This window comes from Dactylosporangium sp. CA-092794 (assembly GCF_050948465.1).
Taxonomy (GTDB): Bacteria; Actinomycetota; Actinomycetes; order Mycobacteriales; family Micromonosporaceae; genus Dactylosporangium.
On the sequence record NZ_CP192044.1, the window covers coordinates 1,154,612 to 1,180,215 of the forward strand.

General features: G+C 70.4%; 22 protein-coding genes. 18 read left to right on the forward strand and 4 right to left on the reverse strand.

The window, feature by feature from the left end:
• Positions 1-123: 123 nt before the first annotated feature.
• Both ACQPXD_RS05035 and ACQPXD_RS05040 read left to right on the forward strand, forming a co-directional pair.
• Complete coding sequence (locus tag ACQPXD_RS05035) at positions 124-2,841, forward strand: ABC transporter permease subunit (protein WP_432835275.1); 2,718 nt, start codon at positions 124-126, stop codon at positions 2,839-2,841.
• Positions 2,842-2,891: 50 nt separating this feature from the next.
• Positions 2,892-3,575, forward strand: a complete 684-nt coding sequence (locus tag ACQPXD_RS05040; protein WP_432835277.1) for an ABC transporter ATP-binding protein — start codon at positions 2,892-2,894, stop codon at positions 3,573-3,575.
• Here ACQPXD_RS05040 and ACQPXD_RS05045 read toward each other — a convergent pair.
• Complete coding sequence (locus ACQPXD_RS05045) at positions 3,566-4,060, reverse strand: hypothetical protein (RefSeq protein WP_432835279.1); 495 nt, start codon at positions 4,058-4,060, stop codon at positions 3,566-3,568. The genes ACQPXD_RS05040 and ACQPXD_RS05045 overlap by 10 nt on opposite strands.
• Before the next feature lie 485 nt (positions 4,061-4,545).
• On the opposite strand from ACQPXD_RS05045, the gene ACQPXD_RS05050 reads away from it, so the two are divergent.
• Genes ACQPXD_RS05050 through ACQPXD_RS05065 form a run of 4 tightly spaced genes read left to right on the forward strand, consistent with a single transcriptional unit; the run spans position 4,546 to position 8,141 of the window.
• Positions 4,546-5,067, forward strand: a complete 522-nt coding sequence (locus ACQPXD_RS05050; protein ID WP_432835281.1) for a hypothetical protein — start codon at positions 4,546-4,548, stop codon at positions 5,065-5,067.
• Positions 5,064-5,588 carry a hypothetical protein gene (locus ACQPXD_RS05055; protein ID WP_432835283.1) on the forward strand — a complete coding sequence of 175 codons (525 nt, stop codon included), beginning with the start codon at positions 5,064-5,066 and terminating at the stop codon, positions 5,586-5,588. Before ACQPXD_RS05050 ends, ACQPXD_RS05055 begins: the two co-directional genes overlap by 4 nt.
• A gap of 7 nt (positions 5,589-5,595) precedes the next feature.
• The gene (locus tag ACQPXD_RS05060) at positions 5,596-6,903 is read left to right on the forward strand and encodes an MAB_1171c family putative transporter (protein WP_432835285.1); all 1,308 of its coding nucleotides are present in this window, start codon (positions 5,596-5,598) and stop codon (positions 6,901-6,903) included.
• On the forward strand, positions 6,900-8,141 hold the full coding sequence (locus ACQPXD_RS05065) for a cytochrome P450 family protein (protein ID WP_432835287.1): 1,242 nt from the start codon (positions 6,900-6,902) through the stop codon (positions 8,139-8,141). Before ACQPXD_RS05060 ends, ACQPXD_RS05065 begins: the two co-directional genes overlap by 4 nt.
• 131 nt (positions 8,142-8,272) lie before the next feature.
• Here ACQPXD_RS05065 and ACQPXD_RS05070 read toward each other — a convergent pair whose 3' ends face one another.
• Together ACQPXD_RS05070 and ACQPXD_RS05075 are read right to left on the reverse strand one after the other, a co-directional pair.
• Positions 8,273-9,331: a M57 family metalloprotease gene (locus ACQPXD_RS05070; protein ID WP_432835288.1), complete on the reverse strand. Its 1,059-nt coding sequence runs from the start codon at positions 9,329-9,331 to the stop codon at positions 8,273-8,275.
• Positions 9,325-9,699, reverse strand: coding sequence for a hypothetical protein (locus ACQPXD_RS05075; protein WP_432835290.1), 375 nt, complete (start codon positions 9,697-9,699; stop codon positions 9,325-9,327). The genes ACQPXD_RS05070 and ACQPXD_RS05075 overlap by 7 nt, the downstream gene beginning before the upstream one ends.
• A 218-nt stretch (positions 9,700-9,917) precedes the next feature.
• On the opposite strand from ACQPXD_RS05075, the gene ACQPXD_RS05080 reads away from it, so the two are divergent.
• The 5 genes from ACQPXD_RS05080 (at position 9,918) to ACQPXD_RS05100 (ending at position 14,054) form a co-directional block, all read left to right on the forward strand.
• Positions 9,918-10,559 carry a LuxR C-terminal-related transcriptional regulator gene (locus ACQPXD_RS05080; RefSeq protein WP_432835292.1) on the forward strand — a complete coding sequence of 214 codons (642 nt, stop codon included), beginning with the start codon at positions 9,918-9,920 and terminating at the stop codon, positions 10,557-10,559.
• 19 nt (positions 10,560-10,578) lie between these two features.
• Entirely contained in the window at positions 10,579-11,742 is a 1,164-nt protein-coding gene (locus ACQPXD_RS05085) for a sensor histidine kinase (protein WP_432835294.1), read from the forward strand.
• A 22-nt stretch (positions 11,743-11,764) separates the two neighbouring features.
• A complete protein-coding gene (locus ACQPXD_RS05090) occupies positions 11,765-12,850 on the forward strand; it encodes a sensor histidine kinase (RefSeq protein ID WP_432835296.1) in 1,086 nt (361 codons plus the stop codon).
• Positions 12,847-13,500, forward strand: a complete 654-nt coding sequence (locus ACQPXD_RS05095) for a response regulator (protein WP_432835298.1) — start codon at positions 12,847-12,849, stop codon at positions 13,498-13,500. Before ACQPXD_RS05090 ends, ACQPXD_RS05095 begins: the two co-directional genes overlap by 4 nt.
• Before the next feature lie 89 nt (positions 13,501-13,589).
• Complete coding sequence (locus ACQPXD_RS05100) at positions 13,590-14,054, forward strand: hypothetical protein (RefSeq protein WP_432835300.1); 465 nt, start codon at positions 13,590-13,592, stop codon at positions 14,052-14,054.
• Here ACQPXD_RS05100 and ACQPXD_RS05105 read toward each other — a convergent pair.
• The gene (locus ACQPXD_RS05105) at positions 14,051-14,923 is read right to left on the reverse strand and encodes an alpha/beta fold hydrolase (protein ID WP_432835302.1); all 873 of its coding nucleotides are present in this window, start codon (positions 14,921-14,923) and stop codon (positions 14,051-14,053) included. The genes ACQPXD_RS05100 and ACQPXD_RS05105 overlap by 4 nt on opposite strands.
• Positions 14,924-15,342: 419 nt before the next feature.
• Here ACQPXD_RS05105 and ACQPXD_RS05110 point away from each other — a divergent pair, with 419 nt between their 5' ends.
• The 7 genes from ACQPXD_RS05110 (at position 15,343) to ACQPXD_RS05140 (ending at position 25,432) form a co-directional block, all read left to right on the forward strand.
• Positions 15,343-15,780 (forward strand): hypothetical protein, encoded by a 438-nt coding sequence (locus tag ACQPXD_RS05110; protein WP_432835304.1) that lies wholly within the window; start codon positions 15,343-15,345, stop codon positions 15,778-15,780.
• Positions 15,777-16,775: a phosphate ABC transporter permease subunit PstC gene (pstC, locus tag ACQPXD_RS05115; protein WP_432835306.1), complete on the forward strand. Its 999-nt coding sequence runs from the start codon at positions 15,777-15,779 to the stop codon at positions 16,773-16,775. Before ACQPXD_RS05110 ends, pstC begins: the two co-directional genes overlap by 4 nt.
• Positions 16,776-16,777: 2 nt before the next feature.
• The gene (pstA, locus tag ACQPXD_RS05120) at positions 16,778-18,097 is read left to right on the forward strand and encodes a phosphate ABC transporter permease PstA (RefSeq protein WP_432835308.1); all 1,320 of its coding nucleotides are present in this window, start codon (positions 16,778-16,780) and stop codon (positions 18,095-18,097) included.
• Positions 18,094-19,845 (forward strand): phosphate ABC transporter substrate-binding protein PstS, encoded by a 1,752-nt coding sequence (locus tag ACQPXD_RS05125; RefSeq protein WP_432835310.1) that lies wholly within the window; start codon positions 18,094-18,096, stop codon positions 19,843-19,845. Before pstA ends, ACQPXD_RS05125 begins: the two co-directional genes overlap by 4 nt.
• A gap of 8 nt (positions 19,846-19,853) precedes the next feature.
• Positions 19,854-22,484, forward strand: a complete 2,631-nt coding sequence (locus ACQPXD_RS05130; RefSeq protein ID WP_432835312.1) for a hypothetical protein — start codon at positions 19,854-19,856, stop codon at positions 22,482-22,484.
• 230 nt (positions 22,485-22,714) lie between these two features.
• Entirely contained in the window at positions 22,715-23,962 is a 1,248-nt protein-coding gene (locus tag ACQPXD_RS05135; RefSeq protein ID WP_432835314.1) for a hypothetical protein, read from the forward strand.
• Positions 23,963-24,133: 171 nt separating this feature from the next.
• The gene (locus ACQPXD_RS05140) at positions 24,134-25,432 is read left to right on the forward strand and encodes an Ig-like domain-containing protein (protein WP_432835316.1); all 1,299 of its coding nucleotides are present in this window, start codon (positions 24,134-24,136) and stop codon (positions 25,430-25,432) included.
• The last annotated feature ends 172 nt before the right edge of the window (positions 25,433-25,604 follow it).

Below are 25,604 nucleotides of genomic sequence, written 5' to 3' on the forward strand. Positions count from 1 at the left end.
TCGTTCCTGGGAAGGGTGACGGTGGAGTGTCGCGAAGCAGCGAAGGAATAGCCGCTCGGCTGATCGAACAGCAGATCCTTCAGCCCGTGCACGTCGAAGAAGTGGGTCCGTAGGAGGGCACCTGTGACAGAGCACTTGTCAATTCTCGTACTCGCCGCCGCTCCAGGGGCCATGATCGGGCTCCTGGCAATGGGCCTTATCACTGTCCATCGCAGTTCCGGGGTGCTGTACCTGGCTCAGCCCACGGTGGCGACGGCGGGCGGGTTTCTCTTTGTTGAATTCTCTCAGCGAATTGAGCCGCTTGCGGCAGTAATTGTGGCTTCGGCGCTCACCGGTGCCCTGTCGGTATTGATCCGCTTTATCGTAATGAAGCCGCTTCAGAACGCCGCCTCACTGACGAAGCTCGTGGCATCTATTGGCGTGTCCGAGATTCTCGCGGGAGTCCTCCTGATCCGGTACGGCCCCACCGTGTATCCAGCGGTGCCCGTTCTTCCCCAGGGCTCCGTCGAGCTCCCATTCGGTATTGCTGCGGGCATCGATCGCCTGCTGCTCTTGGCCATTGCCGTAGCCGTCACCGGCATCCTGTGGGCGGTCTACCGGTACACCAGATTCGGGCTGCAAACCAACGCGATCGCCGAGTCTCCATTCTTCGCCGGCCTGTTCGGTCTGCGCTCCGGAAGACTGGCCACGTTGAACTGGCTCATCGCCGGCGTACTTGCCGGATTCGCCGGATCTATTCTGACGTCGGTGAACGGGATCAGCGCCACTCAACTGACCGGACTCATCATTCCAATTCTGGCGGCGGCAGTGATTGGGCAGATGAGCTCGTTCCCGTTGGCCATGATCGGGGCGATTGGAATCGCATTCCTGCAAGCCGAGGCTTCGAATCAAACGAGTACACCGGGGGCGGCCGATCTCGCGCCGTTCGTGATTCTGCTAGCGGTTCTCATGATTCAGGGCGACAAGTCGGTCATGCGAAACTTCACCGCCCCGCGGCTACCCGCTCTTGGTTCGGGGCGTGTTCGGTGGGTGACCGCGGCGATAATATCCGGAGTTGTCCTGGCGTCGATCTACACGTGGATTTCTCCCACGCTGCTGCATGCGCTGCTGACCAACTTTGCCGTCGCGATCATTCTGCTGTCCATCGTCGTCATCACGGGCTTCGCCGGACAGCTACCACTCTCGAACATGGTAATCGCCGGGTTTGGCGCCTTCTGTGCTGCGAACGTTGCCGCGAAATGGGCCTGGCCGTTCCCGGCGGCCCTCCTTTTGGGCGTCGTCGTTGCGGGAGCACTTTCCGGTCTGCAGGCAATTCCCGCAATGCGGCTCAAGCCCGTGAACTTCGCTGTTGTTTCGCTCGCGTTCGGGGTGTTCATGTCATCGGCCGTCCTATTGTCGACCGAGGGGATCGCCGTCCCGGCGCCGACAGTCTTTGGCTTCGATGTCGGGATCATCAGGCATCCGGAAAACTATGCGGCCTTTGTGTTTGTGATCCTCGTCCTTGTCATGATCGCAGTTACCAACCTGCGCAGGAGCCGCTCCGGTTTGCGAATGATTACCGTGCGAGGAAACGAGCGCGTCGCCAGTTCGATAGGCATCAAGGTCTATTGGACCAAGGCGGTCGCGTTCGTGATCTCCGGCGCGGTAGCCGGCCTGGGCGGCGTGTTGATGGCCTACCAGGCGATCTGGCAGAGTTTCGAGGCGTTTACGCCTTGGGGATCCGCCCAGCTCATCTCATGGGCGACCGTAGGAGGTGTCGCATTGACGCCTGGTCCCGTCTTGGGGTCCTCGCTGGCGCCCGGAAGCCTTGGAACCCTGGTCGGTACCGCAGTTTATGATGACGCGGCCATTTTGGCGGCCGTTGGCGGAGTGCTGCTTATTCTCACGCTGATGGTTCACCCGGACGGCGCCGCAAACCTCGTTTCACAAGTGCGAGAGCGGGTTCGGCGCCGACGGGCTCCGGTCGCCCTCATCGCAGGAACTCCCAGAAGCGAATCCGTGGAGCACCAGAAGGCTCCTTTGATGCGAGCGGAAGGAGATCGCCACACTGGTCGCACCCTTCACGTGTCGGGTATCAGCGTCAACTTCGGGAAGGTTCAAGCGCTGACCGACGTGTCGTTCCACGTTCGGCCCGGAACGATCCATGGACTGATCGGATCAAATGGGTCGGGGAAGACTACCCTTCTGGATATCATCAGCGGCTTTACCAAGCCCAGCAGCGGCCAGATCCGTCTTGGCGACCAGCCGATCGACCATATGCCGGCGTGGCGCCGAGCCAGGCTTGGAGTCGGCCGATCGTTTCAAAACGGGCAGCTCCTGAGTGACTTCAACGTGCGCGAGAACATCCTCATCACAGGTGTTGCCACGGGAGGGTGGGCCGTCGTCGATCTTGTCGCGCCAAGGACTCCAAAGCTGGGGTCGACCGGTCTGGCGGTCGCACGAAAACTCGAACTCGATGAGGTGTTGGACGCGCGGATCGATTCGCTGACTCACGGCCGGCGCCAGATGGTGTCGATCGCAAGAGCGCTGTCGGCCGCCCCCGCGCTCGTGTTGCTCGACGAGCCGGCTGCCGGCCTGGACGACACAGAACGGCAGGAACTTCGTGACCTCCTGCGGCAGTTGGCGAGCGAGCTCAACATCGGCATCCTGCTGGTCGAGCACGACGTCGCTCTCGTGCTCGAGGTATGCGACATCGTCACCGTGCTCGACGGCGGATGTGTGATTGCTGAAGGTCCGCCGAGCTCCATTCGTGAGTCAGCAGCGGTGCGCGCTGCCTATCTCGGGGAGGAACTGGCCGCCGCAGAAGCTCGCGTCGAGGGAGTTGGAGGCGTCTCGTCGTGATCCCAGAAGGTGGCTCGCTGCCGCATACCAATTTGTCGAGGGGTCGAGGCATGGAGTCTGTTTTGTCCGCGCACGAACTCAGTTCGGGGTACAACCGCGTCCCAGTTGTTCGAGATGTGACTTTCCATCTGCATGCCGGAGAGGTGATGGCTCTGTTGGGAGCCAACGGCGCCGGAAAGTCGACGTTGATCATGACGCTCGCGGGTCAGATCCGGCCGTTGTCGGGCGAGGTGCGTATCCGCGGCAACACCGTGACCAACGGACTCGAAAAACGCGTCCGGGACGACAGGATCGCTGTGCTCACACAAGAGCGATGCGTGTTCATGACGCTCACTGCAAGCCAGAACATCATCTTGGGGGGTGGGACGGTCGATGAGGCGCTGACGATCTTTCCCGAACTGGAGCCCCACCTTGGGCGAAAGGTCGGCCACCTGTCTGGCGGTCAGCAGCAGATGGTGAGTGTGGCGCGAGCGATCTGTGGGCGACCGGCTGCGATTCTCGCTGATGAGGTGTCGCTCGGCCTCGCACCCAATCTGGTGGATCGGTTGTTGAGCGTGCTTTCCAGCGTTGCTCGGGATCGCGGCATCGCGGTTCTCATGGTTGAACAATTCGTTGGGAAGGCGCTGCACTATTCCGACCGAGCCTGTGTCCTCAGCCGCGGTTCCGTCGTAATGGAGGGGCCCAGCCAGGAACTGAACGAGCGGCAGTCCGAACTATATTCGCACTACGTCTGAGTTGTGGCGGACTTGCGGACCATGGCCGCGACCAGCACGGTCGCGACCGCCAGCATGATCGCGCTGGAGGCGAAGGGGCCGAGGTCGACATACCCTTCCTCTAGGACGTTGAGGTGCCGGTCCGCCCTTGGCTGGTCGCCCAGCTGCGGAAGCTCGCTGACACGGTTGCCTGGCCCGGTGGGGCTGCGCTCACGCTCATGCAGGGTGCCGTCTGGGGCCCTGCATGACGCGCTCGAGCGCGACCGCTGTCTCATGCGACTACGCGAGCGGCTGTCGGCGCCCACGGCTTCGACGACGCGACGAGCGCCAAAGGCATCTGCGGGAAGCCGCCGAAGCCCCGCAACCGAGAATCTGGATCGGTTCGTGACGACGCGCGGGAGCGACAGCGCGGCGGGGCGGATGTATTTCTCCGTGATCATGATGTCAGCGGTGGCCGTGCTACGGGTTTTCATGATCCCGGAGACTTGTGGTACGCGGGTGTACATCAGCGCTCCGTGATCATGAGAAACCGTGGTGTCGGTGCCGGGTGCGGCGTGATCGCGGAGAGTTCCGGTCGCTGGGCCGTGCGGCGGCCGACGCGTGGGGACGTGCGTCGCGGATCGTGCTCGCGCCGGGCGTTGGCACGCGCGGGGCGGGCGCCGGAAACCGGCCGCTGGGGTGTGGATGGGCCGCAACGGTGGCGACTACCAGCGCCGGCGCATTCGCCGGGGCTACCTGGAAGTCATCCACCCGGCTGTCCGGGTCGCGGGTGGAAGGTGCCCCCTGTTGCTGGCGCCGAAGTGCCGCACCTTCCACCCGCGCCCTGCTGCTTCACGCACGTTGCGGGGTTTGGGTACCTCATTCAACGTGCGTTTCACGCAACGCTCCGAGGATACGCCGGGTCGATAGGCGCCTGTCAACGCGTGCATGGCCGCGCCTATACTCTCCGCGACAGCGTCTGCGCGGCTGCGGAACGGTGGGAGCCACAGGCATGGGGGGACGACGCTCGCTGGCGGATCGCCTGAATCTGCTCTTCGCGACCTTCAAGCCCAACGACGGCGTCAACCGCGCCCGTTCCGACGGCGAGTATTTCAACAGCGAGATCGCCGAGCGGATCAACAAGGGAGCGCTCGCCGACCGGCTCCGGCAGGAGATGGACGCGCCGGTGACCATCAGTGGGGCGTACATCGGTGAGCTGCGCAGCGGCAAGGCCACCGACCCGCGGCTGAGCCACCTCAAGGCGCTCGCGATGGCGTTCGGCGTGCCGACGACCTACCTCGTCTCCGCCGACGACGACCCGGCCCTGGACGACGTCGAGGGCGACCTCTCGCGCCTGCGTACCATGCGCGAGCTCAACGTGCGGCAGGTTGTCCTCCGTGACGTCATCGGCCGCACCGGGCTGTCCTCGGCCAGCCAGCACGCGCTCAACTCCGTGCTGGCGCAGCTGCTCGAGCTGGAAGGCATCGACAACCCCGATCCGCCCGGGCGGGCTCGGCCGGAGCCGCCGGCGTGACCCGGCGCGGCCGCGTCGTCGCCGGGCTGTCCCTGCCGAAGCACGTCACCGCGGACACCCTCTGCGACGCCGTCAGCGCGCGGGTGGGCAAGCCGATCCGCCGGCTCTACGTGGCGATGCCGCCCGAGCTGCCCAGCGGCTGGGTCGCGGTGCGCGCGACGAGCCTGAGCATCATCATCGACGCCACCGCGCCGCGCTGGCTGCGCGACATGGTGCTGTGCCACGAGCTCGCCCATCTCGTCCACGGCCACCATCTGCTCGAGTTCGACGATCCCGAGGCGATCCGGCGGCTGCTGCCCAGCCTCGATCCGGCGGCGGTGCGCACTACCCTCGGCGAGCCGGTCGAGGGTGCGCTCGCCCGCACCTGTTTCGAGGGTGCCGCCGAGCGCGCGGCCGAGGAGCTCGGCACCGAGCTGTTCGAGCTGCTCAACCCGTGGCGCGGCGAACAGCGGTGGGACGTGCCGGAGCGCGCCGCCGGCGTCATCACCCGCATCGAACGCGCGCTCGGAGACTCCGAATGAGGCCGGCGTGAACGGGCTGCTGTATCCGCTCGCCGCCGCCCTCGCCTGGATCGCGCTGGCCTACCGGCTCGTGCGGGGCCTGCGCCAGGATCGCCGGGATCCGTCGCTGTACTCCGTCGGCGCGGCGTTCGCGTTGCTGGGCATCATCTTCACCGTGTCGACCCCCGCGGTGTGGGCGCGGATCGACCGGGTGGTGGCGATCCCCAACCTGTCGCTGCTCATCAGCCAGGGTTGCGTCATCGCCTTCTCCGGCACGATCCAGTGCATCATCATCTTCTGGACGCATCCGCGTCCGGGCGGCTGGCGGCTGGCGCGCCGGCGGATCGCCTGGGTGCTGGTCGTCCTTGTCGCGATGACGGTGCTGTTCACCGCCGCCGGCCGGCAGGACGAGCACCCGACCGACGCCGCCGCCACCTACGCGCAGGACCCGGTCTACGCGGCGTACCTCGGCTGCTACATCGCGATGGTGGCGCTCGGCTTCACCGACATCGTCCGGCTGTGCCTGCCCTACGCCCGCGCCGCCGGCCGCGTGTGGCTCAGCCGGGGCCTGCGGCTGACCGCCGCCGGTGCCGGCCTCGGCCTGCTCTACTGCGTGGTCCGCGCGGCGACCCTCGTCGAGGGCCGGCTCGGCACCGACCCGAAGCGGCTCGAGGCGCTCGTGCCGATATTCGCCGCGCTCGGTGCGATGCTCGTCATCGTCGGCCTGACCCTGCCGTCGTTCGGCCCGCGGCTGTCGCGCGTCGCCGCCTGGCACGCGCAGCGCCGTGCGTACCGTCGGATGTACCCGCTGTGGGAAGCCGTCACCGTCACCGTTCCCGAGGTCGTGCTGGACCCGCCGGCCTCGCCGGGCCGCGGCATCCTGCGCCACGTGGATCGGCGGCTGCGCCGGCGGGTGGTCGAGATCGGCGACGGCCTCCGCCAGTTGCGCCACCAGATGAGCGAGCCCGTGGCCGGTCGGCCGCAGGACGCCGCCGCGCAGATCCTGGTGGCCGGCCTCGCGCACGAGGCGGAGCGCCGCGCCCGGTTCGATGCGTCTGTGGCCGGCGGTACCGCCGGGGAGACCTCACGCGGCGACGAGCCGCAGCGGCGGGCGCGCTGGGACGCCTGGCGGGCCGCGCTGCCGGCGATCGGCCTCCGCTCGACGACCCCGGCCGGCGCCGGTGCACGGCCGACCGGGTCGGGCGTCGAGCACGAGGACTTCTCCGCCGAGGTGCGCCGGCTCGTCGCCGTCGCCAGGGCACTGCGCGGATCATCGATTCCAGCGGCCGAGGCCGCCGACCCGGCCGACATCGGCCAGATCGGGAGCAGGACATGACCACCGCCGCGATGGACGCGCTGCTCGCGGACCCGCACGGGTTCTCCGCGACGCTGCGCGCGAGCGGACCCGCCCATCGGTTGACGCTGCCCGACGGTTCGCCGGTCTGGCTGCTGACCCGCTACGCCGACGTCCGCGCCGCGCTCGCCGACCCGCGGCTGTCCCTCGACAAGCGCAACTCCGCCGGCGGCTGGGCCGGTTTCTCGCTCCCGCCGAGGCTGGACGCCAACCTGCTCAACATGGACGCACCGGACCACACCCGGATCCGCCGGCTGGTCGCGCCGGTGTTCACCCCGCGCCGGGTCGAGGCGCTCCGCCCGCGTATCGAGCGGACCGCGAACGACCTGCTCGACCGCCTCGCCGCCGCGGACACCGACGCCGACCTGGTGAGCGGATACGCCACGCCGCTGTCGATCGCGACGATCTGCGACGTGCTGGGCCTGCCCGACGCCGACGTGGATCAGATGCGCGCCTGGACCAACACCCTCATGAGCCCGCCGCCCGACGACCCGAAGGCCCCGGCCCGCGCGGTCATGGCGATCGAACGGTTCCTCGTGGACCTGATCCACCGCAAACGCGCCGAAATCAGCCGCAAGGGCGCCGAACGCAGCAGCGGCGAGGCCGGACGCGCAAGCGGCGAGGCCGGCGACGACCTGCTGACCGCGATGATCACGGCCCGCGACGCCGACGACCGCCTCAGCGAGGAGGAGCTCACGTCGCTGGCCTTCCTCACGTTGTTCGCCGGCTACGAGAACTCGATCAACCTGATCGGCAACTGCGTCCTGGCCCTGCTGCGCCACCCGCACCTGCTCGACGACGTCCGCGACGACGCCGGCCTGCGCCGCGCCGCGATCGACGAGACCCTGCGGCACGAGCCCGCGGCGCAGCTGTCGATCCGCCGGTTCGCCCGGGAAGACCTGGCCTACGGCCCGGTGACGATCCCCAAGGGCGCCACGGTCCTGCTGAGCCTGGCCGCCGCGAACCGCGACCCGTCGGTCGTCGACGACCCCGACGCATTCCGCTTGCGCCGCCCGAGCGCGCCGCACCTGGGCCTTGGCCACGGCCCCCACCACTGCCTGGGCGCGGCCCTGGCGATCCTGGAGACCGACGTCGCCGTCGGCGAGTTGCTGCGCCGCCACCCGCGCCTGACCTTGGCGGAGCCGTCCGGCGGCCCCGCGTGGCGCCGCTCGTTCCGCAGCCGGTCGTTGTCGGCGCTGCGCGTCGCGCTGAAGGGCTGAGCCAGGGCGGGCGCGAAAAAAGGGGCCGGCCCGCAAAAAAGGGACCGGCATCCACGGGGGAAGACGCCGGTCCCATCAACCACTGTACGGCACATGATCCTCACGTACCAAGACCTATCAATGAGCGCAGATTAGAACCAGTTCGTGCAGTACCTGCCGCTCGAACCGCCGCCGTCGCTGCGGAACGTGACGCAGGCGTGGGCGATGTTGGACGGGGAGTGGAGCATGTTGCCGTAGTAGAACGTCGACCAGGGTGCGTCCTCGATGCGCAGGGCGCGCCCGTCCGGGCCCGGCTGGCGCTCGACCAGGATGCGGTAGATGTGCCAGCCGGCGGTCGTGGCCGACGCCTTGGCCCAGTTCGCGCCGCAGTTGGTGCTGTAGTGCAGCTCGACCCAACCGGCACCGGGCACCGTGAGCCGCGGCGGGCCGACGGCGTCGGCGCAACCCTGCTCGACCGGGTCCGTGCCGTTGCAGTTGTCGTCGCCGGGGCTGCTCGCGCAGCGGTGCGGCACCTGCGGGTACAGCGCGTTGATCAGGCTGAGGTCGGTGAAGGTCGCCTGCTTGATCGGGTCGCCTTCCAGGAACTTGGCCTGGGTCGAGCCGCGCATCATCGGCTGGAGCGGGCCGTTGAAGTGGCTGTTGTGGAACAGCCCGAGGTTGTGGCCGAGCTCGTGACCGATGAGCGCCGTCCAGGTGTCCGGGTTGGCGCTGCAGCCGAGGGTCTGGGCGTTGAGGCTGATGCGGTAGCGCAACGCGTCGCCGGAGGTGCCGCCCCAGGACTTCGCCCAGGCGGAGGTGCCGCAGTCGGCGCCGAAGTTGTCGGTGCCGATCGTGATGAGGTTGGGGTACCCCGTGGAGCCCACGCGGGTGAGCCGCAGGTGGGCGCCGGAGGTGTTCCAGTTGGCGATGGCGTCGTCGACGGCGGTGCCGCGCAGCGCGTCGAAGCCGGCGGCGTAGACGTTGACACGCAGGAAGTCGCCGGCGGGCTGCGCGAAGTTGGTGATGTCGTAGACGCAGCCGTCGTAAGGTTCACCGAGATTCTGCCGGTACTGCGCGAGCGTCAGCCCCGGCCCGCAGTCCGGCCCCTGGTCGTCGGCGGCGGCGACCCCGGGCGTGGCCAGCACGACGGCCGCGGCCAGGGCGAGCAGCGCCACCCCGGCCCGGCCGGCTTTCGCGGGTCCGCTCAGCACTGCGGGACCAGCGTGCGCACGTCCGACGAGGTCTCGATCCAGGCGTCCGAGCCGTAGCCGGCCGATCCGGTGTTGTCGTCGACGATCTTGTCCCAGATCGCCGAGGGCCACTGGCCCTGGTCGATGTACTCGCCCCAGGTCCAGCACGAGATCTTCACCGGGTCCAGATGGTTCGCGTGGCCGATGGGGCTCTGGGAGCGGTCCGGGGTCGCGCGCACGCTCAGGTAGGGATCGGCGACGATGGTTCCCCAGGTGCCGCAGAAGTTGTCCGGGCAGCTGGCGTGGGCGGGGGCGGTGGGCACGACGGCGGCGGTCACGGCGACGCAGATGCCGGCGAGCACGGCGGTGGCGCGTCGGGTCACGAGCATGGCGCTGTCCTCCAGGGAAGAGGGCCCCGAGCCGGGGCCGATGCGAGCAGTCTGTGGCCCGCGCACCGTGCCGGTCAGGTCGGCAATTGCCGGGACGGCGCGTCCCCCATTCGCCCCACATCGATGTCGGTACGGCCCATTCCCCGGCCCGCGAGGCCGCAGGAAGATATGCACCGGCGTCGTTCGGTATGCGGAAAGCTCCCAGGCGGTGATCCGAGATGATCCAGGTCGCGGTCCTGGACGACCATCCGATCGCCCGGCGCGGCATCGAGCAGGTGCTGGCCGAGTCGGCGGAGTGCACGGTGACCGCCTCGGCGGGCAGCGCGGCGGAGCTGGCCGGCCTCATCGCGGCGCCGCCCGGGCCCGACGTGATCGTGCTCGACCTCTACCACGACGGCGACCGGCCCTGCGTCGACGCGGTGGCCCGCTTCTCGGTGGCGTCCCGCGTGCTGGTGATCTCCGCCTTCGGCCGGGCCGCCGACGTGATCGGCGCGATGCGGGCGGGCGCCGCCGGCTACATCACCAAGCACGCCGCCCCGGACCTGTTCGTCGCGGCGGTCCGCACGGTCGCGGCGGGCGGGTTCGCGCTCTCCGCCCAGCTCGCCGACCTCGTCCGCGCCGCCCTCGCCGAGCCCGCGGCGGCCGCGCCCGCCGGCGGCGGGCTCTCGCCGCGGGAGCAGCAGACGCTCGAGCTGATTGCCAGCGGCTTCACGCACTCCCAGGTCGCGAGCCGGATGGGCGTGCGCACGGCGACCGTCGACACCTATGTCGAGCGGATCCGGGCGAAGCTGGGGCTGGGCAACAAGGCGGAGCTGACCCGGGCCGCCCTCGACCCGGCCAACCGGCCGCGCCCGGCATGAGGCTCCGGGCGTGCCGCGGATGAACCGCTCCGCCGGGGTCGGCATCGAGCGGTGGCTGGCCTACCTGGGCACGGTGTACCGCATCTTCGGCCTGGTCCACATCCTCTCGACCGTCTGGGCGGGCTGGGCGCGCTACCCGGGGCTGACCGGCACGCTGGTCTTCTCCGCCGCCATGATCGTCGAGGCGTTCGCGGTGATGGCGGTGTGCCTGCGGGCCCGGCGCCTGCCGCACGCGGTCATGACGGCCGACCTCGCCTGGTGTGTGCTGGCGCTGTGCGTGGGCGCGCGGCTGAGCTGGGTCGCCGACGGCTCGACGTGGGTGAGCTACCTGTATCCGTACACCATCATCAGCTCGGTCGTGTATGGCATCGCGTTCCGCCGCTATCTCACGGTGTTCGCCGCGGCGGCGCTGCTGGCCGGCGCCTACAACGCGGGCGACCTGCTGTGGCACCACGAGCCGGCGATCGCCTTCTTCCCCAACACGATCGCCTACTTCACCAACACCACCATCGCCTATCTGTGCGCCCGCCTGCTGCGCCGGCTGGCCCGCCAGCTCGACGCGAGCCGGGCCGAGGCGCTCGCCCGCGCGGAGGCGCTGACCCGCGAGCAGGAGCGGCTGCGCCACGTGCGGACGCTGCACGACCGGGCCCTGCAGACGTTGGAGACGCTCAGCCGCGGCAACTGGGTCGCCGACCCGCAGGTGCGCCGGCACGTCGCGGCCGAGGCCGCCTGGCTGCGCGCCTTCGTCGCCGGCGACGGCGCGGGCGAGGGCGCCGGCGACCTCCTCGACGGGCTGCGCCGGCTCGTCTACGACAAGGCGCTGGCCGGCCTGCACGTCGAGCTCAACGTGGCCGCGCTGGACGGGCGCGACGACTGGCGCCGCGGCCTGGCCCCCGAGGCGACCGCCGCGCTGCTGGACGCCGCCCACGAGGCGCTGAACAACGTGCTCAAGCACGCCGACGTCGACCGGGCCACGGTGCGGGCGACCGTCTCCGCCACCGAGCTGCGATTGTCCATTCAGGACAGCGGCCGCGGCTTCGATCCGCAGCGGCAGCCGCGCGGGGTCGGGCTCGCCGAGTCGATCGAGCGGCGCATCCGCGACGCCGGCGGCCGGGCCCACCTGGACAGCGGGCCGGGCCGTGGCACGCTGGTCGAGCTGGCCGTGCCACTCTCCGCCGCATAGCCGCAGGGCCTACAGTTGGCGCGTGACGCCCGTCCGGGTCCGGGAAGGATTGCTGGCCGCGGGTCTCGTCGTGGTGCTGGCGGCGGGCACCGCCGGGGCCGCGGCGCGGCAGGTGCCGCCCCGGCATCCGCTGGACGGATGGGCATGGCTGCTGGTCGGCGCCGCGGTCGCGGTCGTGCTGGTGCGGCGGCGGTGGCCGGTGGGCGCGCTGCTGGCCGGGGCGGCGATCGTGGCCGGATACCTCGCCGTGGGGTACCCGTACGGCCCGGTGATCTTCGTGGTGTGCCTGCTGTCGTATTCGCTGGCCCGGCACGCGGGGACGCGGCGCACGGTGTGGGCCGTCGGGCTGGCGACGATCCTGCTCGTGCCGGCGCTGGTGCGGCCCGCGCCGGTCAGCACGCTGCTGGTCGAGGCCGCCGTGCTGCTCGGGGCGGTGCTGGCCTGGCTGGGCGTGCCGGCGTGGCTCGCCGCCACGGTCCGGCTCTACCGCACCCACGCCGACGACGTGGCCGACCGGGCGCTGGCCGACGAGCGGCTGCGGCTCAGCCGCGAGGTGCACGACGTGGTCGCGCACAGCCTGTCGCTGATCACCCTGCAGTCCGGGGCGGCGCTGCGGGTGTGGGACCACAGCCCGGCCGACGCCCACGCGGCCGTGCAGGCCATCCGGTCCACCAGCGTGGAGGCGCTGCGGGAGCTGCGGCAGACCCTCGGCGAGCTGCGCGGCGAGGTGCCGCCGCGCGGGATCGGCGACGTGGGCGGGCTGGTCGGCCGGCTCGACGGCGAAGCGCTGCGGGTGACGCTGACCGTGACCGGGCCGCCGCGGCCGCTGCGGCCGGAGGCGGACGCGTGCGCGTACCGGATCGTCCAGGAGTCGCTGACCAACGTGGTGCGGCACGCGGCGGCCGGCAGCGCGGCGGTGACCGTGGCCTACGAGCCGGGCGGCGTCGGGCTGGCCGTGGAGGACGACGGCGCGGGGGTGGCCGACGGGCCCGTGCCCGGCCGCGGGCTGCAGGGGATGGGGGAGCGGGTGGCCGAGCTGGGCGGGACGCTCTCGGCCGGGCCGCGCCCCGGCGGAGGGTTCGCGGTGCGGGCCTGGATCCCGCAATGATCCGGGTGGCCCTGGTGGACGACCAGCCGCTGGCCCGGGCCGGGCTGCGGGTGATGCTCTCGGCCGAGCCCGACGTGGAGGTCGTGGCCGAGGCGGCCGACGGCGCGGAGGCGCTCGGCGTGGCCCGCCTGCACCGGCCCGACGTCATGATCATGGACGTGCGGATGCCCGGCGTGGACGGCATCGAGGCGACCCGGCGGATCACCGCGGCGGTGAGCGGGGTCCGGGTGCTGGTGCTCACCACGTTCGACGTCGACGAGTACGTCTTCGCGGCGCTGCGCGCGGGGGCGAGCGGCTTCCTGCTCAAGGACGCCGAGCCGGCCGCGCTGATCGACGCGGTGCGGGTGGTGGCGCGCGGCGACGCGCTGCTCGACGCGGCGGCGACGCGCAAGCTGGTGGCGGCGTTCGTGCGGCGGCCGGCGGCGCGGTCGATGGAGGCGGCGCGGGCGCTGGGGCGGCTCACCGAGCGCGAGCGGGAGGTCGTGCGCCTGGTCGCGCAGGGGCTGACCAACGAGGAGATCGGGGCCCGGCTGGGGATCAGCGCGGCGACCGCGCGCACGCACGTGAGCCGCAGCATCGTCAAGGTCGCGGCCCGGGACCGGGTCCAGCTGGTGGTGTACGCCTACCAGTGGGGCCTGGTCGAACCCTGATCCCCGTACACGATTTTGCGTACGCCGGGCGCCGCGATGCCGCGTCCGGGCGGACGAGCCGCGGCCCGGGCGCCCATAGCGTCGGCGGCATGAGTGCTCGCCGCTTGCGCAAGGTTCTGCTCACCGTGCACGTCTGCGCCGCCGCCGGCTGGCTGGGCGGGGCGCTGACCCTCGTCGCCCTCGGGCTGTCCGGCCGGGACACCGCGCTCGACGCCATGCGCACCATCGATCAGTACGTCATGATCCCGGTCTCGATGCTGGCCCTGCTGGCCGGCCTCACGCTGGCGCTGACCTCGCCGTGGGGGCTGGCCAAGCACTACTGGGTGCTGACCAAGCTGGTGCTCACCATCGCCGTCATCGTGTTCGCCGCGGTCTACCTCGCCCAGCAGGTGGAGGCGGGGTCGCGGGCCGGTGCGACGGCGGGCGCGGTGGTCCTGCTCGCGGTGCTGGTCACGAACGTGACCCTGGGGGTGTTCAAGCCGTGGGGCCGCACCGCGCGGGGGCGCCGCGCGGCCGGCGCGGCACCGGCCCGCACCCCCGAGCGGGTCGGCTAGGCCAGGGCCAGGGCCCGGTCCAGGAAGCCGGCCACCATCGGCGCGGCCTCGTCGAGGTGCGACTCCAGCAGGAAGTGGCCGCCGTCGAGCAGCCGCACCTCGGCGCCGGGCAGGTCGCGGCGGAACGCCTCGGCGCCGGCCGGGCCGAAGATGCGGTCGTTGCGGCCCCACATCGCCAGCAGCGGCACCTGCGAGGCGCGGAAGTAGTCGTGGACGGCCGGGTACAGCGCCACGTTGCTCGGGTAGTCGGCGAAGAGCGCCAGCTGCACCTCGTGGTTGCCGGGCCGGCTCACCTGCGCGTGGTCGTGCAGCCAGGAGTCGGGGTCGACGACGTCGGGGTTCGGCACGCCGTGGACGTACTGCCACCGGATCCCCTGCTCGCTCAGCGCCTCGAGCAGGGGTTCGGCGTCCTGCGGGGAGCGGCTCTCGGCGTACTGCCACAGCGGTTCCCAGAACGTGTCGACGAAGCCCTCCTCGTAGGCGTTGCCGTTCTGCGACACGATGGCCCGCACGCGGTCGGGGTGGCGCAGCGCGAGCCGCCACCCGGTCGGCGCGCCGTAGTCCTGGACGTACATCGCATAGCCGGCGATGCCCCGCTCGGTCAGGAACGCCTCGACGACGTCCGTCAGCTTTTCGAAGGTGTACTCGAACTCGCTCACCGGCGGCGCGCTGCTCAGCCCGAAGCCGACCAGGTCCGGCGCGATGACGTGGTAGCGCGCGGCGAGCCGGGGAATGAGCCCGCGGTACATGTGCGAGCTGGCCGGACAGCCGTGCAGCAGCACGACGTGCGGCGCGGCCGGGTCGCCGGCCTCGCGGTAGAAGACGGTCTGCCCGCCGGCCTGCTCGGTGCGGTGGTGTACCTGGGTCACCGCCGCCTCCTGCCCACGCTCCCGCCGGGAAAACCCGCGTGCGACCTAAGGCACAGTTAAGGTTCACCTGGCTATCACCTGTTCGGTCAGCCATTCCTGCTGAATGGCCTGTTCTTCGTTTCTCATTGTTATTCCAAGCCTGCCGAATTCGGGCCTGAATGTTTATGCGCACGGGCGGCGGCCCATTCTGTGTTTAACCCCCGAAACGGTCGCGATCGACGTTCGGCGACCCACGCTTCGTTCGGCGTTCACTATCTCTCCCTCAGCGCTTGGCTCTGCCTTGCAAGGTTCGGCATTGCGCCCGGGCGCGATCGCACGGGAGTGCGCAGAGCGAGGCTGGAGATGGGTTAATGCCCCAGGTACGGATCCAGGTCCTATGTGGGCCGGCTTCGGTGCATCCGCACCGAATGGGATGGTCGTTGGCGACGGTGCCGGTCGAGGCACTGGCGCCGGCCGGACCGGCCGGGCCCGCCGCACGGGGAGCGATCTGGCCCGGCGAGTGGTATGCCTGGCGGCTGATCGGCGCGAACAACCACGAGCTGGGGCGCAGCGCGCTCATCTTTCCGAGCTACCAGCTGGCGATCGACGGCATCGCGGAGCTGAAAGAGGGTCTCGCCCGGCTCGTCCAGCTGCCGATCTACGACCGGCCGACCGGTCGCTGGGGCTGGCGGCTCGAGCTGGACGGCGCGGCCGTCGCGACCAGCGGCCGCTGGTACAAGCGGGACCACGACAGCGCGCTCGGCGCGGCCAAGTTCGTCGCGCTGTCGCCCGAGGCGGAGCTCGCCGACAGCGTGGTGCCGCTGCATGATCGCCGGCCGCTCGGCATCGTGCGTCAGCCCGTCCGGGGTGTGCGATGAGTACCGAAACGGCGCCCCGGCCGGCGAAGCGGAAGCTGGCCGACAACGCGGGCCCGGCCGACAAGGTGTTCCGGGGCGTGTCCCGCGGCGGCGGCAGCCTCGTGCTGGTGCTCATGGTGCTCGTCGGCACGTTCCTCGCCTACCGGGCCTGGGAGGCGCTGAGCCGGGCCGGGGTCAGCTTCATCACCACCGAGGACTGGAACCCGGACGGCGGCGGTTTCGGGATCGCCGCGGTGATCGTCGGTACCGTGCTCATCGCGCTCGTCGCCATCGTGGTCGCGGTACCGCTGGCCATGGGCACCGCGCTCTACATCTCCGAATACGCGCCGCGCTGGCTGAAGCGCACGCTGGTCACGGTGGTCGACCTGATGGCGGCCGTGCCGAGCGTGGTGTTCGGCCTGTGGGGCGCGTTCTTCCTGCAGTGGAAGATCGTCGACCTGTCCCGGTGGATCTCCGACTGGTTCGGCTGGATCCCGATCTTCGCGGTCAGCGGGGTCACGCGGGACGACCCGCTGGGCACGCAGACGGCGTACACCTCCTCGACGTTCATCGCGGGCGTGGTCGTGGCGCTCATGGTCGCGCCGATCGCCTGCTCGGTGATGCGGGAGGCGTTCGGCCTTGCCCCCGTCGGCGAGCGGGAGGGCGCATACGCGCTGGGTGCCACCCGGTGGGGCATGATCCGCAGTGTCGTGCTGCCCTTCGGCCGGGGCGCCGTCATCGGCGGCACCATGCTCGGCCTGGGCCGGGCGCTGGGCGAGACGATCGCCGTCGTCATGATCATTTCGCCGCGCTTCGAGATCCAGCCGCACATTCTCGAGCACGGCACCAGTTCGGTCTCGTCGCTGATCGCCCTGCGCTACGGCGAGTCGAGCCCGTTCGGCATCTCCGCCCTCATGGCGGCCGGCGTGGCGTTGTTCGTGCTGACCCTGATCGTCAACTTCGGTGCGGCATCGGTGGTCTCCCGATCCCGGTCCGGCGCCGTGAGCGAGGTGTGACGGTGCTCCCCCAGGCCCAGGCCCAGCCACCGGCCGGCACGACCGCGGATACGGCCGGGTCGGGGGCCGTGCGGAGCGAGGTCCCGGCATCCACCACCGTGCCGGCGCGCCCCGCGGTGCCGAGCGCGCAGGGCCGGCGCCGCACCGGCGGGATGCGCCGCACCGACTGGCTCGCGATCGTCGGCGCCCTCGCCGCGGGGGCCACCACGACCGGCGTGCTGTGGACGCAGCTCGGCCCGTTCACCGGACTCCTCGGGTACATCGTCATGACCTGGCTGGTGGTCGTCGTCTGCTACGCGGTGCTGGTCTCCTTCGACGAGAGCCGTGCGGTGCGAAGCGACCGCGTCAGCGCGTTCATCATGCACTCACTGGCGCTGTTGCTGGTCGCCGCGCTCGTGTTCGTCATCTCGTACACGGCCGTTCACGGCTGGCGCGCGCTGGTGCACCTGAACTTCTACACCGAAGACGCGCGCTTCAGCCTGGAAGACGACCCGCTCAGCAAGGGCGGCATCCTCCACGCGATCGTCGGGACGCTCATCGAGCTGGGTATCGCGCTGGGCATCGCGGTGCCGCTGGGCCTGATCGCCGCGGTGTACCTGCACGAGGTGCCCGGCCGGTTCTCCCGGTTCATCCGGACCGTGGTCGAGACGATGACCGCCCTGCCGGACATCATCGCCGGCCTGTTCATCTACGCGACCCTGATCCTGATCTTCCATCTCGGGCCGTCGGGGTTCGCGGCCGCGACCGCGCTCGCCGTGACGATCCTGCCGATCATCATCCGGGCGGCCGACGTGGTACTCCGGCTGGTGCCCGGGTCGCTCAAAGAGGCGTCGCTGGCGCTCGGCGCCAGCCGCTGGCGGACGACGTGGTACGTGCTGTTGCCGACCGCCCGCCCGGGGCTCGCGACCGCCGTGATCCTCGGCGCGGCCCGCGCGGTCGGCGAGACCAGCCCGGTGCTGCTGACCGCCGGGGCGACCAACTACCTGAACCTCGACCCGTTGCACGGTTCGATGATGTCGCTGCCGCTGCTGGCGTACACCCAGGTGCAGTCGTCGCACCCGAACGAGCAGGCGCGCGGCTTCGGCACGGCGCTGGTCCTGCTGATCCTCGTGGTGCTGCTGTTCACCATCACTCGCATCATCGGCGGTCGTGCCCCCGGCGAACTCTCCGCGGGCGCGCGCCGCCGCCGCGCGGCCGCCTCGCAACGTGACGCGGCGCGCATGGTCCAGCGGCACCAGCAGTTCGGCGCGGTCAACCTACCCGCCGCTGACAGCGTGGCCACCCCACCCACCGTTGAGAGGCAGGAAGAGGCCCGACCATGAACCCTCGGCGTTTTCGATGGCGTCGCCGGTCGGCGGCGCTCATCACGGCGCTCCTCGGCGCGATGGTGAGTCTCGTCGGTCCCGCACGACCCGCGGTCGCGGCCGACTACGTGCCGATCTCCGGCGGTGGCTCCACCTGGTCGTACAACGCGTTCCACGCGTGGATCGGCAACGTGGCCCAGTACGGGATGCGGGTCGACTACGAGCGCAGCGGCTCCACCACCGGCCGGTCCAAGTTCCGCGAGGGCACCCTGGACTGGGCGGCCTCCGACATCCCCTACGGCGTCAAGGACGGCATCAGTGACGACCCCCCGCCGCCGCGCGGGTACGTCTACATGCCGGACACCGCCGGCGGCACGACGTTCATGTACAACCTGAAGATCGGCACCAAGCGGGTCACGAACCTGCGGCTGTCCGGCGAGAACATCGCCAAGATCTTCACGGGTGCGCTCACCAAGTGGAACGACCCGGCGATCAAGGCCGACAACCCCGGGCTCAACCTGCCGGCCCTCACCATCGTCCCGGTGGTCCGCTCGGACGGGTCCGGCTCCAGTGCCCAGTTCACCCAGTGGATGGTCGCGACCCAGAGCCAGTACTGGACGGCGTACTGCGCCCGGGTCGGCCGCAACCCGTGTACCCAGACGTCGGCCTACCCGGTGCTCAACGGCTCGCCGATGATCGGGCAACCGGGCGACCTCGGCGTCTCCGGCTACGTCAGCCAGGAGGGCGCCGTCGGTTCGATCGGCTACGTGGAGTACTCGTACGCGATCCAGGCCGGCTTCCCGGTGGCGAAGGTGCTCAACCCGGCGGGCTACTACACCGAGCCCACCGCCGGCCACGTGGCCGTGTCGCTGCTCGCCGCGGAGATCGACATGGACAAGAACAACAGGGCCACCTACCTGACCCAGAAGCTGGGCAAGGTGTACAGCAACCAGGACCCGCGGACGTACGTGCTGTCCTCCTACTCGTACATGATCCTGCCGACGACGACCGACTACGGCTTCAGTACCGCGAAGGGCTTCACCCTTGGCGACTTCGGCAAGTATCTGCTGTGCCAGGGGCAGAGCCAGGTCAACGCGCTCGGCTACTCGGCCCTGCCGATCAACCTGGTCCAGGCGGGCTTCGGTCAGCTGGCGCTCGTCCCCGGGGCCAGCGTGCCTCCGCCGTCGGACATGCGTACCTGCAACAACCCGACGTTCTCCACGGACGGCACCAACACCCTGGCCAAGAACGACCCGAACCCGCCGGAGTGCGACAAGAAGGGCGGCCCCACCCAGTGCACCACCGGCACCGGCGGCGCCGGCGGCAACAACGGCGGCGGCGGTAGCAACGGTGGCGGCGGCAGCAACAACGGCGGCGGCAGTAACGGTGGCGGCAACGGCGGCGCGGGGAGTAACGCCGGCGGCAGCGGCGGCGCGGGCAGCAACGGCGGCGGCGCCGACGGCGGCGGCGCCGGGTCCGGCCAGACGTGCGATCCGGACACCGGCATCTGCGAGGGCGACCTCGACCTCGCCGGCGACAGCGCAGGCAGCGGCGGCGGCAGCGGCGGCGGCAACGGGGCCCCGAGGACGGTCGACGCGTCGGCGGTGGACACGTCGACCGACCTGGTCCCGGGGTTCGAGAAGGTCCTCATGGTGGTCGCCGCGGCGCTGCTGATCGGCCTGAGCCTGGCGCCGCCCCTGATCGCGCAGATCGGTGCCAATCGCCGCGCGAGCCGCGACGAACGCGACCAATGGGGGGGCAAGTGATGCTCAGCATGGCAGCACGCTGGCGCACGGCGAGTGCGCTCGTCGCCGCCGTTGCCGCGCTCGGGCTGATCGCGCTCAGCCCGGCCGCTCCGGCGCGGGCGGGGGACACCGTCGACCAGATCACCGGCAACGGGGTGACCGACTCCTTGGTCACGGTCCGCTGGGACGCCGGGCTGCTCGGCCCGGACAACCGGACGGTCGTCAAGCCGCGCGATCCCAACAGCCCGTACGCGTTCATGCACGACGACTTCAAGAACCTCGAGGTGACCGTCGGCCAGACCGAGAACGTGGTCCACCAGGCCATCAAGGTCTCCTGGAAAGGCGGCAAACCGGGGGACCCGGGGTTCAACAAGAACTACATGCAGTTGATGGAGTGCTACGGCGACGCGCCCACCGGGCCGGATCCGGAGAACTGCCAGTTCGGCAGCCTTGAGCTCAAACAGCCGAGCACCGGCGGCACCAACATCGGAACGCGGAGCGGCCTGGTCTGCGCCGGCCACACGCCCAGCACCACCGAGCCTCCGCGGACACGGGACGACCAGACGGCGAGCACCGGTTGCGACCCGGCCGAGGACCCGGACGCGGCCGGCTACACCCACCAGGATCCGGCCTCGACCAAGAACGTGTACACAGTGCCCTTCGTCCCGGTCAACACCACTGACAAGCTGTACCAGGCGGCGCAGTGGCCGTTCAACAAGTTCAACAGCAACGAGATCCAGCAGGCCGGCACCCGAGCGGACGGGACCGGCGAGGTGTACTTCAACACCCTCACCAAATCCGAGGCGCCCGGGCTCGGCTGCGGTGCGCTGCAGAGCGACGGCCAACCGCGGGACTGCTGGCTGGTCATCGTGCCGCGCGGCGAGTTCGAGCCCAACGGGTGGAAGCTGTCCGGCTTCGGCCCGGAGGCGATCATCCAGGAGTCGCCGCTCGGCGCCGCGTCGTGGGCGCAGCGGATCCAGATTCACCTCGGCTACAGCCCGATCGAGCCGAACTGCCCCATCGGGTCGGCCAAGGAGCGGCAGACCCAGGGCACCACGCTGGTCGCCCAGGCGGTCTATTCGTGGCAGCTGGCGCTGAACTCGGCGGCGAACTGCAAGACGCTCTACGGGTTCGCCCCGACCCCCGAGGCGTCGAACACCGCTGAGCTGGCGAGTTCACTGTCCGAGACGGGGCTCGCCTTCACCACTGTCCCGATCGGCAGCGAGGCCGCGCGATCCGGCGGGACCCCGCCCACCTTGCCGCCGCTGGCGTACGCGCCGATTACCGTATCGGCGGTCACGTTCGGCTTCCACGTCAATCTCGACGGGTACCGCACCGCGCCGGTCAAGCTGACACCCCGGCTGGTTGCCAAGGCACTGACCCAGTCCTACGGCAGCGACCTCACCGAAGCCTCGAGCCCTCCGGAATGGGCCAGGACGAACCCGCTGTTCATGACCGACGACCCGGAATTCATCAAGGTCAATCCGGATATCGGCCACCGGGCGGGCAGTAACCTCATGGCACCCCTGCTGACGGGGGACCACTCCGGCATCATCCAGCAAGTCTGGGCCTGGGTCCTGACCGACCCCGGGACGCGCGCCTGGCTCGGCGGCGCCGCGGACGAGAACGGCATGGTGGTCAACCCGCTCTACAAGGACCTGAACCTGGGCGGCACACCGGTGGACTCGTTCCCGCGCGTCAACAAGTGCTTCGCCACCGCCACCCCGCCCAACGAGACGAAGCCGCGTCCCGACCGTTGCACGCTCGATCTGCTGCCCTACATGGAGAACTTCGACGAGTCCGCGAGCCACGTGCGGGGCGCCAACAGCCCCGAAGGGGCCGACTGGGACCCGACCGCGAAGGCGCCGGACGGCTCGGGGGGCTGGTGGCGGGTCCTCAATCCCATCCAGTTCCCCGGCCAGATCTTCATGTGGGGGGTCATGGACTCCGCGAGCCTGGCCAACTACGGGGTCGTCCCGGCCCAGCTGTGCAAACCGGACGGCACCGGATGCGTGTCGCCCACCGAAGCGTCGGTCACCGCCGCCGTCGGCAGCGCCAAGCCGGACGCCAGCGGGCTGCTGCAGGTGGACCCCGCAACGGCCGGGGCGGGCCAGTACCCGCTGGTCTCGGTCACCTACGCGGCGATCCGGAAGAACCAGGACGCGGCGGCGCTGGCCGACTATGCCGCGTTCATCAAGTTCGCGGTCAACGAGGGCCAGACTCCCGGCGTCGACCCCGGCCAGCTGCCGCGCGGCTATCTTCCGCTGCCCGAAGGCCTGCGCGCCGCCGCCACGGCCACCGCCATGGCACTGACCACCCCGAGCGGCACGTCGGAGGCTCCGGACGACGAGCCGACCACCACCGGCACCAACACCGGCAACAACGGCAATGGCGGCAACGGCGGAGGGGGCTCCACCACCGCCGGCAGCACGGCCAGCGGCGTGCCCAACCCCGGTGGACGACCGGTGGCGTCGAGCTCGTCCGGGGGGCCCTTCACCACCACCAAGGCGAGCCCGGTACCCGCCTCGCAGATCACCCCGCCCGTGTCGGTGGGCGCGATCCGGTGGGCGCTGGCCATCGTGGTCATCACCGGTCTGGTCGGTGCGGTGGGCGGACCGCTGCTCCGGTTCTTCCTCAGCAGCCGCCAGCCTCCGCCGTGACGACCCACGCGCATTGACATCCAGCAATGACCGTCGCGGTGAACGACAGGCGACGGTCGGTGTAACGAAATTCTATATCCAGTTCACCTGTCCTTCATTCGGGCGTGCCCGCACGTATCGCGAGCCTCCATACACATCCGGTATCGGCCCCGGCGCTTGTTTCCAGAAGATGATTCCGCTCGCTCCGAGCCGGGAGCGGCATTGCGGCCCCCATTGCAGAAAGGACGCAAATGATCAACACGAAGCGGCTCGCGCAGAGGTTGCTGGTCGGCGGTATCGCCGCGGCGACCGTTGCCGCGGGTCTCGTCGTCGGTGTGGCCGGGCCGGCCTCCGCCGACCCGGTGGGTACGTATGTGGGTGCAGGCTCCGACACCACCCAGGATGTCCTGAACGGCGTCGCCGACGCCATCGGGCTCGGCATCGTCAGCTCCTGGGACGCCGTCGACCCGGTCACCCACACGGCGCACCTCGGCATCAACCCGAAGCGCAACTGCACCGCGACCCGGCCGAACGGGTCCGGCGAGGGCGTCACCGCGGTTCGTCAGTCGGCCAACGTGGCGGCTGCCATCGGCAACCCGTTCGCGGGCGAGACCGACCAGCCGGAGCTGGGTTGCGTCGACTTCGCCCGGTCGTCGAGCGGTCCCAACCCCCAGTCCAACACCGGCCGGTGGGTCTTCATCCCGTTCGCGCTGGACGCGGTCGCCGTCGCGAGCCAGCACACCGGCGACCCCACCGCCGTCGGCTACAGCCAGCTCAGCTTCGACCCCACCAACCTCCCCACCGGCGCGGGCACGCTGCAGAAGCTCTACCGTGACGGCCTGCAGGTGACCCTCAACGGCACCCTGTACGACCCGCGGTGCCTCCAGGCCCCCTGCACCGGCGGCGCCACGCCGATCCACCTGTACATCCCGCAGTCCGGCTCCGGGACGCGCAGCTTCTGGCTCGCCCAGATGGGCATCGGCACCGTTCCCGCCTGGCTGCACGACCGCGCCTTCAGCACCAGCTGCGCGGCTCCCTTCAACACCGTCGACTTCTGCGGCGCGAGCGTCGAGGAGCACGACGGCACGGTGCTGCAGGGCGACGCGCAGGGCATCGCCCCGTTCTCGATCTCGCAGTGGGTCGGGCAGCGCAACGGCCACAACGACCGGCGTCACGGCGCGCACCTGTACAGCCTCGTGAACGCCACCACGAGCGCGACCGTCAACCCGCTCACCGGCAACTTCCCGACGGTGGAGACCGGCGCCCTGAACACCAACTTCCTCATCCGGCGCGAGGTCTTCAACGTCGTCGAGTGGTCGAAGGTGACCAGCGGTCAGCCGAACTTCGACCCGACGCTGCTGTCGGTCTTCGGGCCGGGCGGCGCGATCTGCGGCAAGGCCTCGACCATCGCGAACTTCGGTTTCGGCCTGCTCAACGCGACCACGCCGCACACCTGCGGTGCGATCGTCGACAGCCTGCGGGCCTTCGCCACCGACTAGTACCACGTACCGGGCCGGTGCCTAGTCGGCAGGCCGACTAGGCACCGATCCCTCGGCACTGATCCCTGGATCGATCGCCAATCCACAGACTCCCTGGGGGCCTATCCCAGGGTGATCCAGGGCTGTGCAGCGGGCATTGCCCTCTAGAGAGAAAGGAAAGTGTAGCCCCTGATGAAGACCAGTTCGCTCAAGCGCCAGGCCCTCGCGGCCGCGGTGGTGCTCGGCGCGATGGGCGCGGCCGTGCTCGCTCCCTCCGTCGCGCAGGCCCAGCTGCCGAACCCGTTCCCTGCGGGGATCACCCTCGGTGGCCTCCACCTGTCGGTGACCTCCGGCGACGGCAGCGAGACGCCGAACTTCACGGCGGATCACGCCTGCCCGGCGGGCACCAACCTGGCGAACGTCAACACGATCGACCTGAGCAACGTCGAGCAGACGATCTCGGGCAACGCCATCGGCGTCGTGCCGCTGTCGCCCGGTTTCGCCATCGCGGGTAACACCGACATGAGCACGGTCCAGCTGGTGGCCGGGAGCCTCGGCACCGACGAGTCGTTCCTGTTCCTGGTCGACTGCCGCACCGGTGCCGGCCACGGCACCTACACCGACGCGGTGCAGGTCGACTTCGCCGCTGACGGCAGCTGGCAGGTCCACGGCTCGGGCCCGGTGGTCCAGCCGACGACCACCACGCTGTCGCCGGCCACCCAGACGGTGGCGCCGGGCACCAACGTGACCGTTACGGCCACGGTGAGCCCGGCGAGCGCGACGGGCACCGTCGAGTTCAAGGAAGGCGCCACCACGCTGTTCACGACCCCGTCGGGCAGCGGCACCTTCACCTACTCGTCGACCGCCCTGGCCCTGGGCACGCACAGCATCACCGCGACGTTCCACTCGGGCAACGCCGCTGCTTTCTCGGACTCGGCCTCGACCTCCCCGGCCACCGTCACCATCGCGAGCGACACGGCGACGGCGTCGGAGAACATCCAGGTCTCGGTTCCGCTGGAGCAGGGCGTGTTCACCATGACGGTGGACCCGGGCATCGTCGACATGGGCACCGCCCACCTGCAGGGCACGGCCGGCGCCCAGCACTTCCACGCTGAGGGCAACCTCAAGAACGTGAACGTCTCCGACGGTCGCGACCAGACCGTTCCCGGCTGGTCCGTCACCGGCCAGGTCGGCGACTTCACCAACACCACCGACGCCACCAAGCACTTCTCCGGCACCAGCCTCGGCTGGGTCCCGGCCGTGGTGGCGCAGAACCCGGCGGCCGACGTCGTCGCGGGTCCTGGCGTCGGCACCGGGGTGACCCCCGGCCTGACCGCCGCCAGCGTCCTGGGCGGTGCGCAGGCGGGTAAGGGTCTCGGCGACAGCAAGCTCGGTGCGGCCCTCACGCTGGACTTCCCGCGTGGCACCACCCCGGGCACGTACGCCGCGACGATCACGATCACCGGCCTCGGCGGCACCCCGCTCGCCTAGGTCCTGACCGCAACGGTCGCGTTGCGCAGCAACAAGGGGAGGGGTGCGCGATCCGCTCGCGTGCTCCTCCCCGACCCACAGCCGTAGGACTGCAGTCGGCACGCTGCGGCACTCCGTCGATCTGAATGGACGTACCGAGATGACCACTCCGCGCCACCTGCGCCGAGCGAGC